9 protein-coding genes and 1 pseudogene are annotated in these 12197 nt (G+C 61.0%); 7 read left to right on the forward strand and 3 right to left on the reverse strand.

The features are described from left to right. Positions 1 to 56: 56 nt before the first annotated feature. On the reverse strand, positions 57 to 1163 hold the full coding sequence (locus tag GKR99_17940) for a tricarboxylate transporter (GenBank protein ID NKB29328.1): 1107 nt from the start codon (positions 1161 to 1163) through the stop codon (positions 57 to 59). Positions 1164 to 1295: 132 nt separating this feature from the next. On the opposite strand from GKR99_17940, the gene GKR99_17945 reads away from it, so the two are divergent. The 4 genes from GKR99_17945 to GKR99_17960 all read left to right on the forward strand — a co-directional run bounded on the left by GKR99_17945 (position 1296) and on the right by GKR99_17960 (position 6016). Continuing rightward, complete coding sequence (locus tag GKR99_17945; protein NKB29329.1) at positions 1296 to 1964, forward strand: response regulator; 669 nt, start codon at positions 1296 to 1298, stop codon at positions 1962 to 1964. Next, positions 1964 to 3331 carry a sensor histidine kinase gene (locus GKR99_17950; protein ID NKB29330.1) on the forward strand — a complete coding sequence of 456 codons (1368 nt, stop codon included), beginning with the start codon at positions 1964 to 1966 and terminating at the stop codon, positions 3329 to 3331. Before GKR99_17945 ends, GKR99_17950 begins: the two co-directional genes overlap by 1 nt. 124 nt (positions 3332 to 3455) lie before the next feature. Further along, the gene (locus GKR99_17955) at positions 3456 to 3935 is read left to right on the forward strand and encodes a 2Fe-2S iron-sulfur cluster binding domain-containing protein (GenBank protein ID NKB29331.1); all 480 of its coding nucleotides are present in this window, start codon (positions 3456 to 3458) and stop codon (positions 3933 to 3935) included. Then, on the forward strand, positions 3932 to 6016 hold the full coding sequence (locus tag GKR99_17960; GenBank protein ID NKB29332.1) for a molybdopterin-dependent oxidoreductase: 2085 nt from the start codon (positions 3932 to 3934) through the stop codon (positions 6014 to 6016). The genes GKR99_17955 and GKR99_17960 overlap by 4 nt, the downstream gene beginning before the upstream one ends. A gap of 4 nt (positions 6017 to 6020) precedes the next feature. On the opposite strand, the gene GKR99_17965 is transcribed toward GKR99_17960, so the two are convergent. Continuing rightward, the gene (locus GKR99_17965; protein NKB29333.1) at positions 6021 to 7619 is read right to left on the reverse strand and encodes a phosphoenolpyruvate carboxykinase; all 1599 of its coding nucleotides are present in this window, start codon (positions 7617 to 7619) and stop codon (positions 6021 to 6023) included. 269 nt (positions 7620 to 7888) lie between these two features. Beyond that, complete coding sequence (locus GKR99_17970; GenBank protein NKB29334.1) at positions 7889 to 8527, reverse strand: glutathione S-transferase; 639 nt, start codon at positions 8525 to 8527, stop codon at positions 7889 to 7891. A gap of 141 nt (positions 8528 to 8668) precedes the next feature. Between GKR99_17970 and GKR99_17975 the strand changes: the two genes are divergently transcribed. The 3 genes and pseudogenes from GKR99_17975 to GKR99_17985 all read left to right on the forward strand — a co-directional run bounded on the left by GKR99_17975 (position 8669) and on the right by GKR99_17985 (position 12178). Next, complete coding sequence (locus tag GKR99_17975) at positions 8669 to 10597, forward strand: hydantoinase/oxoprolinase family protein (GenBank protein ID NKB29335.1); 1929 nt, start codon at positions 8669 to 8671, stop codon at positions 10595 to 10597. Beyond that, positions 10594 to 11777: pseudogene (locus GKR99_17980) on the forward strand (hypothetical protein). Before GKR99_17975 ends, GKR99_17980 begins: the two are co-directional and overlap by 4 nt. Further along, complete coding sequence (locus GKR99_17985) at positions 11774 to 12178, forward strand: FAD-dependent oxidoreductase (GenBank protein NKB29336.1); 405 nt, start codon at positions 11774 to 11776, stop codon at positions 12176 to 12178. The pseudogene GKR99_17980 and the gene GKR99_17985 overlap by 4 nt, the downstream one beginning before the upstream one ends. The last annotated feature ends 19 nt before the right edge of the window (positions 12179 to 12197 follow it).

Here is a 12197-nt window from a genome sequence, read left to right on the forward strand (position 1 = left end):
TGTCTTTGCTTGGTAAAACGCCCCGCCGATACGGGCGGGGCGTTCCAAAAGCAAAGTTACTTAAGCGTCACGCCGTAACGCTCTTCCAGCCAACCAACGACAAACGCCTTGGCCGATGCGGGAACCTGCGTGCCGCTTGTCAACGCGCCTTTGGCCGCGTCGCCCGTCATCTGCGGGTATACACCCAGACGACCGGCCGAGATTTCGGCGAAATCTGCGCGGGCTTTCACCTCTTCAAACGCTTTGGTGTAGGTCACGATTGCATCGTTTGACGCGCCATTGGGCAGGAACACCATCTTCTGTGCCGGGAAACCTGCAATGAAAAAGGCCTTCCAGGCATCCCACTTTTCGCCCGAAGTTTCACAAGCAGGCGTGGCTTCGCAGGCTTCCTTGAACGTCGGCATATCGGGGAACGTCGGGTCGCGCACGATGTTGCCATCGGCGTCCAGCGCACCCCAGCTCATCATCGGGACGGCTGTGCCAGCCTCGACCAGAGGCGTGACACCTTTCAGGTAGGACGAGGATGTCTGATAGTCGATGTTGGCCTCGCCACGTTCGAACATCAGGCGGCCGTCGCCGCGGCCCTTGATGCCCATCACGCTTTCGACGTTCAGACCCAGCATTTCCCAGGCCAGTGTCGGCACAAGGTCCAGACGCGTGGCGCCCTGGTTGCCATAGATGAAGTCTTCACCCTGAAGGCCCGTTGCGTCCAGTCCGTCCATCTTGGCGGCCATGTCAGGCGGAAGATAAGCGACACCGCCGGTGCCCGAGGCCAGAACAACATTCCAGTCGGCATAGTCGTACTTGACGCGCGGATCACCCAACAGGAACGGGAACTGCGTGGACCCGGACGAACCGAAGATCGTCGTACCATCTTCGTAGGATTGCTCCTGGAACCAATTCGCGCCTTTGGTCGATCCGGCACCCGGCATGAATTTCACAACAACAGTCGGCTGACCGGGCAGCGCTTCGGACAGAAGCGGCGCATAGAAGTTGGCCCATTTGGCCGATCCGCCAGTTTCCGAAAACGGAATGATCCATTCAACGGTCTTGCCGGTCAGGTTGATGCCGTGACCGCCTGCCTGCGCTTGAAACGAAAACGTCGCTGCGGCGGCGGCCACAAGGCTGGAAGCCACACGACGTGTGGTTTTGATAAAGGACATAGGTTCCTCCCTAGGATACGATCGCCCCTTGTTAGGCGCGACCTGAAAAACAGAATCACCGGGACGTCCCTGCCCGGTTGATGTCCAAACCCTGACCTGCGAACCTTGCATGAAACTTTCAGGCCCGAAAAAATGCGCATCACGGTTGTCGAGGATAACATCAGCCTGGCCAAAGGCATTGCCTATAGCCTGGAAGACGCAGGCCACGCCGTCGACCTTTTGCACGACGGGTCCGAGGCCGAGGCATTCCTGGCCTCCGATACCTCTGACCTGGTGATCCTGGATATCAATCTTCCCGGCACCGACGGTTTGACCTTGCTGAAAACGCTGCGCCTTCGCGATGATCCGCGCCCGGTCATCCTTCTGACCGCGCGTGCCGAGATCGAAGACCGGATCACCGGGCTGGATGCGGGTGCCGATGATTACCTGATCAAACCCTTTGAGATGGCCGAGTTGAATGCCCGCGTCCGGGCATTGTCGCGCCGCCGCACGGTGCCGCACCGCCAGTTGCAGACCATCGGTCAGCTTTCATTCGACGCCACCGCGCGTCAGCTTTTTGTTGAGGACGAACCCGTCGAAATGCCCCGCCGCGAACTGGCCGTGTTCGAGTGTCTGTTGTCCGCCGGTGGCCGATTGGTCAGCAAAACGGCGCTTCTGGATTATGCCTATGGCGTGGGCGCGGATGTCGAGGAAAAGGTGGTCGAGGTCTACGTCTCGCGGATCCGGGGCCGGCTGAGGCCCTATGGCATCACCATCAAGGCACAGCGCGGCCTTGGCTATCAGCTTCTGGCGGACGCCTGATGGCGCAATCCCTGCGGACCCGACTGATCGTCATCATCCTGACCCCGCTGTTGCTGGTCTCGGTCGCGGCAGCTGCCTGGCAATTCCGGAATACCTCGCACCGGGCCGAGGAAATCTTCGACCGGGGTCTGTTTTCCGCCGCACTCGCGATTTCCCGTGACGTGGCACTGTCGGACGGCGATGCCCTCAGCCCTGCGACACGCCAGTTGATCAATGACACCTCGGGCGGGGATCTGTTTTATCACGTTTATGCCCCTGACGGCGTTTTCGTAACAGGTTACGCAACGCCCCCCACACCACCATCTATCGGGCAAGAGGATCTGGCCGAACCGCTGTACTATAACGCGATCTATCAAGGCCGCGACGTCCGTGTACTGCGCTATCAGGATGCCACAACTGTCGATCGCGTCACCGGGCTGTTCACCATCTCGGTCTGGCAGGACATGGATATCCGTGCCTCCTTCGTCCGTGACGTCGTTACCCGCGCGATTGCCGTCATCGGTCTGCTTTTGCTGTCCGTCGCCCTGATCGTCTGGTTCGGCGTCGGCCTTGGGCTGCGACCGCTTCTGGATCTGAAAGACGCGATCGCAAAACGCACCGCAAGCGAGTTGCAACCGATCCGCCGCAATGTCCCCGTCGAAGCGCAACCCATCGTCGAAACCCTGAACACCCTGCTGGATCGCGTTTCGCGCCGGATCAGTTCGAAGGACGAGTTCATTTCCAACGCCGCCCACCAGTTGCGCAACCCGATTGCGGGGGTCCTTGCCATGGCCGAGGCAGTCGAAAACGCACCCACGCCCGAAGCCGCAAAAGCCCGGAGTACCGAACTGGTGGCCGCCGCCAGAAATGCCACGCATCTGACCAATCAGCTTTTGTCATTCGAACGTGCAAGGGGTGCGGATCTTGCGACAAGTGGGGAACTGATCGAGCTTGGGGCCATTGTCAGGGGTGCAATCGAAAGATTCGAAGCCGAACACGGCGACCGCGACATCAAACTCACCAGCAGCGTACCTGCACACCCCGTGTCGATGCTTGGTGATCCATTGATGCTCAGCGAGGCGGTGTTGAACGTCCTCAGCAACGCGGTGACCCATGGCGGTCGCAATGTGTCGAAGATCGACGTAACCCTGACCGCCAATTCTGAAATGGCCAGGCTGAGCATCCGGGACGATGGTATCGGAATTGCGCCCGCAGATCACGCGCTGGCCGTCAGTCGGTTCAGTCAGGCCAATAATGGTCCGGGCAGCGGGTTGGGCTTGCCGATTGCGGCGCGCGTGGCGGAAAATCACAACGGGCATCTGACGATTGACGCGTCGGACGTCGGCGCGTCTGTGTCGCTTGAATTCCCGTTCATTCCGGAACCTTAAAGCAGTCTCCGAAACGCCAACCTTACGTCCTTCCTTGTCGAGGATGGCAAGCAGTCCGAGTGGCAATGAAGGGTGGTCGATTGGGGATAGCCCGAGGCGGCGAAACAAATTACTTTTTGGCCGCATGGACAATCTTCGGCCCTTTTTGCTTCAGATCAACGGCGAAGCGACGCATGTGGACGCCACGTCCGAAACCCCATTGCTTTATGTCCTGCGCGATCAACTCGGTCTGATGGGGACACGCTTTGGATGCGGGCAGGGTACCTGCGGCGCATGCATGGTCATTGTCGATGGCAAAGCCGTCACCGCCTGTGACCTGACGGTTGATGCGCTTGAAGGGGCCCGGATCGAAACCATCGAATCCCTGGGCCGCGATGGCGCTGCGCTTCACCCATTGGCGCAGGCGGTCCTGGACGAACAGGCCGCGCAATGCGGTTATTGCCTGCCGGGTATCCTGATCAGTGCCAAGTCGCTGCTGGATGCCAATCCCACACCCAACGACGCAGAGATCCGCGCGGCGCTGGACGGCAACCTGTGCCGCTGTGGGGCGCATCTGCGAATTCTGCGCGCGATTTCTGCGGTTGTCGCAAAGGCGTCGACATGAACGGTCAGGCTGGATCGGGCCATCTGATCTCGGACTGGGTACGGTTTGAGGATAATGGCCGCGTAACCGTTTTTACCGGGCGCGTCGAATTGGGGCAGGGCAATCAGACCGCGTTGCTGCAAATGGCCGCGGATGAACTGTGCCTTGATCCGTCTGACATCTCGCTTGTCCCTGCCGATACCGCGCAAACACCGGACGAAGGCTATACGGCGGGCAGCATGTCAATCTCGGTCGGCGGGATCAGCTTGCGGCGCGCGACCTCGGCAGCGCGCGTTCTGGTCCTGGCCGAGGCTGCGCGGCGGTTGAATACGGCGGTGGCTGACCTGTCGGTGCGGGGCGGGGCGATCCTGCACTTAGGTGTTCCCAGCACAGAAGATCTGCACGCCATCGGCCGGGCCCTTGATCTGGATGTGCCCGTGGCGGACCACGCTGATCCGCTGCCGCGTGCAGACCGCATCTATTCCGGGACATCGACGCCGCGCATAGATCTGTCAGCGCGGGTGCTGGGCGCGCCGTTTGTCCACGACCTGCGCCCCGAAGGAATGCTGCACGGTCGCATGGTGCGCCTGCCCGCCGTCGGGGCGTATTTGACCTCGGTCGATCTGGAGGCGTTGCGCGCACGTCCCGGCGTCGTCGCGGTTGTGCGCGACGGGTCCTTTCTGGGGCTGCTTGCGCAGACAAGCTGGCAGGCCGTTCGCGCGCAGGACTGGGCGCTGCGCAATACGCAGTGGGACACGCCCGCCGGGCCCGAGGGGACGGTGTCGCAAATCGTCCATTGCGCTGATGGTCCCGCCGATGTGGTCCGCGCAGCCGGGGATCGCGCCGCCGCGCACCAGAGTTTCGGACTGACCGCGACGCGTCCGTTCCTGTCGCATGGTTCGATCGGGCCGTCAGCGGCACTGGCCTTGTGGGATAAGGATCGTCTGACGGTACAGTCACACTCGCAAGGTGTGTTCCCATTGCGCGGCGCAATGGCCCGCGTGTTGGGGCTGGACGCCGGGCAAATCACGGTCATGCACACGCCCGGTGCCGGGTGTTATGGTCACAACGGCGCAGATGACGCGGCGATGGATGCGGCCATTCTGGCGCGCCATGTTCCCGGGCGGCCCGTGCTGGTCGTCTGGAGCCGCGCTGAGGAGTTTCGCAACGCGCCGCTTGGTCCTGCAATGGCGACGACTGCGCAGGCAGAGGTGGATGAAACCGGGCGCATTCAGGCATTCGATGTGCAGGTGAACAGCGTCCCCCATGCCAACCGGCCCGGCACCCAAGGCGCGCCAAACCTGCTGGCGGGAACGCAGCTGGCTAAGTCGATTCCCTTCCCGATCTCGAAAGATCTGGGGCCCGAACGGGGCGGCGGGGCGGATCGCAACGGCATACCCTATTACGCCATTCCATCGGTCGGGGTGACCAAACGGCTGGTCCACGATCTGCCCTATCGCAGTTCGTCCCTGCGCGGGCTTGGTGCGACGGTCAATGTGCTGGCGATCGAGGCGCTGATCGACCGCATCGCCTGCGACACCGGTCAGGACCCCGCCGCACTGCGCATCACCCATCTGGAGGATCCGCGCGCGCAGGCGGTGATCCGCACGGTGATGGAGATGTCCGGGACCCACCGCGTTACCGATGACGGCACCGGCTGGGGCCTGGCCTTCGCGCGTTACAAGAACAGCGCCGCCTATGCCGCAATCGTGGCCAGCGTGGCGGTGGATGACGACGTGCGCGTCAGCAAGGTCTCGGCCGCGATCGACATGGGCGAGGTTATCAATCCCGACGGCGCGATCAATCAGATCGAAGGCGGGATTATCCAGTCGATCAGCTGGGGGCTGAAGGAACAGCTGCGCTTTGATGGCGCGGGCGTGGCGACCGAAACCTGGCTTGATTATCCGATCCTGACATTCTCGGAAGTGCCAGAGATTGCGGTACGCCTGATCGACCGCTCCGATGACCCGCCGCTTGGCTGCGCCGAGGCGGTGCAGGGCCCGGTGGTGGCGGCGATATCCTCGGCAATCCACAATGCGGTCGGTGCGCGGGTGACGGATATGCCCTTCAACCGCGACCGGATCATCACGGCGATGATGTAGACCCTCAGCCGATGGTGACGGCGCGCACGTCTTCGTCGATATGATGCAGGTATTGTTCGAAATTGGCCGAAAACATCCCGACCAGCTTGTCCGCCGCCGCGTCATAGGCTTGCGGATCGGCCCATGTGCCGCGCGGGTCCAGAAGCGAATCGTCAACGCCCGGAACCGTCGTCGGCACCTCGAACCCGAAGTTGGGATCGTGGCGGAAACTGCACCCTTCCAATGACCCGTCGAGGGCCGCGGCCAGCAGCGCCCGCGTCGCCTTGATCGGCATCCGCTCACCCGTGCCATAGGCGCCACCCGTCCAGCCGGTATTCACCAGCCAGCAGGTCGCGCCGTGCTCGGCGATCTTGGCTTGCAGCAACTGGCCGTAAACCTCAGGGCGGCGCGGCAGGAAGGGGGCACCGAAACAGGTGGAAAACGTCGGCTCGGGCTCGGTCACGCCGCGTTCGGTCCCGGCCACTTTCGAGGTGAAGCCAGACAGGAAATGATACATCGCCTGCGCCGGGGTCAGCCGGGCAATCGGGGGCAGAACGCCGAAGGCATCGCAGGTCAGCATGATGACATTCTTGGGATGCCCGGCCAGGCCGGTATCCGACGAATTGGCGATGTAATGCATCGGATACGCGGCGCGCATGTTCGCCGTCAGGCTGTCGTCGGTGTAATCGAGCTGCTTGGTTTCTTCGTCATAGACCATATTCTCGATCACGGTCGAAAACATGGTTGTGGTGGCGAAAATCTCGGGCTCAGCCTCGGGCGAGAGGTTGATGGTCTTGGCATAGCAGCCGCCTTCGAAGTTGAAGGTGCCGCGATCCGACCAGCCGTGTTCGTCGTCGCCGATCAGGATGCGCTCGGGGTCCGCAGACAGCGTGGTCTTGCCGGTGCCCGAAAGCCCGAAGAAAATCGCGGTGTCGACCGGATTGCCTGCCGCATGATTGGCCGAACAATGCATCGGCATCACGCCTTTTTCGGGCAACAGATAGTTGAGCAGCGTAAAGACCGATTTCTTATTCTCACCGGCATATTCCGTGCCGCCGATCAGGATCATCTTTTCGTCGATATTGATCGCGACAACGGTTTCGGACCGGCAGCCATGGCGTTCGGGATCGGCGAAGAAGCTGGGACAGTTCACAATCGTAAAGTCGGCAGTGAAGTCATCCAGATTGTCCCGCTGCGGGCGGATCAGCATGTGACGGATGAACAGGTTGTGCCAGGCAAGCTCGGACACGACGCGCACACCGATGCGATGCAGCGGATCGGCCCCACCATATAGGTCCTGAACGTAATAGTCCTTGCCCGCCATATGCGCGAACATATCATCGCGCAGCTGACCGAATGCCTCTGGGTCCACGCGCGCATTGGCATCCCACCAGATCACATCTTCCGTGGTGGGCGACACAACGACATGTTTGTCCTTCGGGGAGCGCCCCGTAAACTTGCCGGTGTTGACCAGCATTGTGCCGCCAATCCCAAGTTCACCCTCGCCCCGTTTCACCGCGTGCGAGACGAGGTCAGGTTCAGTCAGGTTGTAATAAACCGCCCCAAGGCCCGAGATGCCCTGATCCTCGAGTTTGAATTCCGGATTTACACGCCCATGATTCATAATTGACAGCCCCAGGTTCCCAGTATCCGGGACAAGTCATAGCGGCAAAAATCGCATTGGGAACCCAAGCGTTCCTTGTTAGCGCAACCAAGGACTCTTTGACGCAACTTAAGGATACCGGGGGCGGTTTGTCGCCTGCCGGACGTTGATCCTGCACCGGATCTCGCAAGGAATCCGCCTGATTTCGGGGGCGGGGATTCGGGGGGTTTCACGGTCAGCCTGCTGCAAAGACGGGCCATCCTCAGCCAACAGACATCCCGCGATGCCGGTCAGGGCATCGGTATTTCTGCGGTGAATTTCGGAACCTGATATCCCTTCTGAACAGCGGGCCGTTCGGCAATGCGCGAATACCAGTCGCGCACATTCGGGACATCGTTCAGATCAACGTCCTGCCATTCGAAACGCGATACCCAGGGCCAACAGGCCATATCGGCAATGGTGTAGTCACCCCGCCCATTGCCAGCCAGATAGTCGCGATCGGCAAGCCGTGTGTTCAGGACCTTGTAAAGACGCTGTGCCTCGGCCGCGAACCGCTGTTCGGCATAGGTGGATTTGCCTTTGTTGTATTTGACGAAGTGATGTGTCTGACCCAGCATCGGGCCAAGGCCCCCCATTTGCCACATCAGCCATTCAAGCATGCGCCAGTATTGCGACCCGGTGCAGATGAACTCCTGATATTTGTCAGCCAGATACAACATGATGGCCCCTGATTCCATCAGCACCTGCCCGGTCTCGGAATCCACAATTGCCGGGATCCGATTGTTCGGCGCGATCTTCAGGAAATCCGGCGCGAATTGTTCGTCTTTGGAAATGTCGATTGCATGGGCGGTATAGGGCACGCCCAGTTCTTCCAGCAAGATCGAAACTTTCCGCCCGTTCGGCGTTGTCCATGTGTAAAGTTCAATCATACACGGCATCCTTCAGGTCAGACGGGTTACGTTCTGGTGTACGGGAACGCGCAGGCTTGGCAAGGCATCAAGTTGGGCCTTTTCAAATGCGGGTGCATCTGGTCAGAGTTTTCATGCGCATCAAGCGGGGGGCAAAACGGCATGGCGGCTGCCAATCGCCTGGGAGTGGACATCGGCGGCACCTTTACGGATGTGGTGCTAGAGGCCGGGACCGGGTTCTTTTCGACCAAGGTGCTGACCACGCACCACGCGCCCGAAGCCGCCATTCTGGATGGGCTGGATCAGGTCTGTTCCAAGGCCGGCCTTCCGCCTGGAAAGATCGGGCAGATCATCCATGGGACCACGCTGGCGACCAATGCGCTGATCGAACGTCGTGGCGCGAATACGGCGCTGATTACGACGCAAGGGTTCCGCGATGTGATCGAGATGCGCACCGAATCCCGGTTTGAACAATACGACCTGAACCTGACCCTGCCCGAACCGCTGCTGGCGCGTCAGCACCGCTTCACGCTGCGCGAAAGGATCGGAGCGACGGGCGACGTATTGATTCCGCTTGAGCGGGCCGAAGTTGACGCATTGGTCGAACAGATCGCAGCGGCGGGTTATGACAGTGTCGCGGTCGGATTGCTGCATTCCTACCTCAACGATACCCACGAACGGATGGTGGCCGAGGTTCTGACAAAGCGGCTTCCCGGCGTATCAGTGTCGCTGTCCTGCGAAGTTCCGCCCCAGATGCGAGAGTATGAGCGCTTCAACACCACAGTCGCCAACGCCTATATCAAGCCATTGATGGCCAGCTATCTGGGCCGCCTGCGCGGACGGCTGGCGGATGTCGGGGCCACATGCCCGGTGTTCCTGATGCACTCGGGCGGCGGCATCATCTCGGTCGAAAGTGCCGCCGAATTCCCCGTGCGTCTGGTCGAAAGCGGCCCCGCCGGGGGCGCGATGTTCGCCGCGACTCTGGCCAAGCGCCATGGGCTGGACCGGGTGCTGAGCTTTGACATGGGCGGCACCACCGCCAAGATCTGCCTGATCCGCGATATGTCCCCCAAGACCGCGCGGGTGTTCGAGGTTGCGCGCAGCTATCGGTTCAAAAAAGGGTCGGGGATGCCGATCTCGATCCCGGTGATCGACATGGTCAAGATTGGGGCCGGCGGCGGATCGCTGGCCCATGTGGATGCGCTGAACCAGATCCGTGTCGGCCCACAAAGTGCGGGTTCGGATCCCGGCCCGGCGTGCTACGGCAGGGGCGGAACCCGCGCCGCCGTCACCGATGCGGACCTACAGCTTGGGCGGCTGGACCCGGATGGGTTTGCAGGCGGAACCATCCCCCTCGACTCCGGCAACGCCGCTGCGGCGCTGAGCGCGGATATCGGCGACACCCTGTCGATGAATGCGACCGAAGCCGCATTCGGCCTGTCCGAGGTTGTGAACGAAAACATGGCCAACGCGGCGCGGGTGCATGCGGTCGAAAACGGCGAAGATCTGGCAGGGTATACGATGATCGCATTCGGGGGTGCGGCACCGCTCCATGCAGGGCGGCTGGCGCAGAAACTGGGGATCGACCGGATTCTGGTTCCGGCCGGGGCAGGCGTCGGATCTGCCATCGGCTTCCTGCGCGCGCCGTTCAGCTTTGAATCGTCGCGCAGCACATATATGCGATTGTCCGATTTCGACCCTGAAGCGGCACAAACCGTCCTGAATGACCTCACGGCCGAGGCGACAGCCCTTGTCCGCACCTGCGATGCCGATGCCCGCATCAGCGCGACTGCGCGTGCCTTCATGCGCTACTGCGGTCAGGGGTGGGAGATTCCCGTGCCCCTAACCACTGACCAGGCCGCGCGCCCGGACGCGGTCACCTTCCAGAGGTTGTTTGAGGCCGAATATGCCGCGCTGTTTCCCGGCCCCACCACAGCCGTACCCCGCAGTGACATGCCCCCCGACACCCGCCTTGCCGGTCCGGCCGTCATCACCGAAGATGAAACCACCATCATTGTTCCGACCGGATTTACCGCCGTAACCCAATCAGACGGCAGCATTGATATCAGCCGCGGGGGGACACCCGGATGAGTCAGTCTGACGTTGCCAATCAGGTCATGTGGAATCGTCTGATCTCGGTGGTCGAAGAACAGGCCCAGGCGCTGATCCGCACCGCCTTTTCAACCTCGGTTCGTGAAGCGGGCGACCTGTCCGCCGGGGTCTATGACGATCAGGGCCAGATGCTGGCACAGGCGGTGACGGGCACGCCCGGTCACGTCAATGCCATGGCCGAGGCTGTGGCCCATTTCATCCGGCGTATCGGCCGTGACACCATGGCCGAAGGCGACGTCTATATCACCAACGATCCCTGGGAAGGCACCGGTCATCTGCATGACATCACCGTCGTCACCCCGTCGTTTTTCCAGGGCGCGCTGATCGGTTTTTTCGCCTGTACCGCCCATATCGTCGACATCGGCGGGCGCGGCTTCGGGGCGGATGCCAACAGCCTGTATGAAGAGGGGCTGCAAATCCCCATCATGCGGTTTGCAGATCAAGGTCAGGTGAATCAGAGCCTGATTGCCATTGTACGCGCCAATGTCCGCGAACCCGATCAGGTGGTCGGTGACATCCACGCGCTTGCCACTTGTAATGAGGTTGGGCACCGCCGCCTACAGACGATGATGGTCGAATTTTCGCTGACCGATCTGACCGGAATTGCCGCGTTCATCTTTCGCAATTCCAAACGCGCAACTTTGCAAAGGATCGCGGATCTGCCGCGCGCCCGGCATTTGACGGGCTGAACGCCACGGCGTTCCCCTCGGGCGTTATGACTATGCCGGTCGAGGCGACCGAGCATACAGGACCGGTGATCATCTGGCGGAAGGAACTGCGCCCCGACAGTGGTGGGGCCGGGAAACAGCGCGGCGGATTGGGGCAATTCATGGAAGTTGGTGCCGCTGAAGGTCACGAGTTCGACTTTTCAGCGATGTTCGACCGCGCCGCCCATCCGGCGTTGGGCCGCCACGGCGGTGCGCCCGGCGCACCGACCGAAATTTCGCGCAGTGACGGCGCAGCGATGCGCAGCAAAGGCAAGCAATTCGTGCCGCATGGTGAACGTGTCACGCTCGCCTTTCCTGGTGGCGGCGGATACGGTGATCCGGAAACCCGCAATCGCGCGCTTGTCCGGCGGGATCTGGAACGCGGGTATATTTCCGAAACCACCGCACGTGAGGTTTACGGATTTGACCCCACTGACGAGGGTGCGGAATGATAAAATTGGACTCTCCGGCTTTTGAAACATACGACGTCGTTATTATCGGCGGCGCAATGCTTGGGTCATCGGTCGCGCATTTCCTGTCAGGTAATTCGGACTTCGACGGTCGAATTCTGGTTGTGGAAATGGACCCGAGTTACGAAAATTCTTCAACCGCACACACCAACAGTTGCATGCGTCAGCAATTCAGCAGCGAAATAAACATCCGCATTTCGCAATTCGCCGCCGATTACGTGAAAAACTTTCGCGCCTATATGGATGATGATCCGCGTGTTCCGGAGGTTCCGTTCCAGAGTTACGGTTATATGTATCTGGCCGACAATCCGGAATTTGCCGAAGGATTGCGCAGCGCCAATTTTGTTGAAAAACTCCTGCTTGATCGAGGGCTATGGCGCTGATTCAATCCTCTCAACAAGC

The organism is Paracoccaceae bacterium, from assembly GCA_012103375.1.
Lineage (GTDB): Bacteria > Pseudomonadota > Alphaproteobacteria > Rhodobacterales > Rhodobacteraceae > WLWX01.

What these genes read in the sequence shown, in the direction of transcription:
- GKR99_17970 (NKB29334.1), bottom strand. Translation starts at nt 8,527, where the DNA reads ATGATTGAACTTTACACATGGACAACGCCGAACGGGCGGAAAGTTTCG.
- GKR99_17950 (NKB29330.1), top strand. Translation starts at nt 1,964, where the DNA reads ATGGCGCAATCCCTGCGGACCCGACTGATCGTCATCATCCTGACCCCG.
- GKR99_17955 (NKB29331.1), top strand. Translation starts at nt 3,456, where the DNA reads ATGGACAATCTTCGGCCCTTTTTGCTTCAGATCAACGGCGAAGCGACG.
- GKR99_17945 (NKB29329.1), top strand. Translation starts at nt 1,296, where the DNA reads ATGCGCATCACGGTTGTCGAGGATAACATCAGCCTGGCCAAAGGCATT.
- GKR99_17960 (NKB29332.1), top strand. Translation starts at nt 3,932, where the DNA reads ATGAACGGTCAGGCTGGATCGGGCCATCTGATCTCGGACTGGGTACGG.
- GKR99_17975 (NKB29335.1), top strand. Translation starts at nt 8,669, where the DNA reads ATGGCGGCTGCCAATCGCCTGGGAGTGGACATCGGCGGCACCTTTACG.
- GKR99_17940 (NKB29328.1), bottom strand. Translation starts at nt 1,163, where the DNA reads ATGTCCTTTATCAAAACCACACGTCGTGTGGCTTCCAGCCTTGTGGCC.
- GKR99_17985 (NKB29336.1), top strand. Translation starts at nt 11,774, where the DNA reads ATGATAAAATTGGACTCTCCGGCTTTTGAAACATACGACGTCGTTATT.
- GKR99_17965 (NKB29333.1), bottom strand. Translation starts at nt 7,619, where the DNA reads ATGAATCATGGGCGTGTAAATCCGGAATTCAAACTCGAGGATCAGGGC.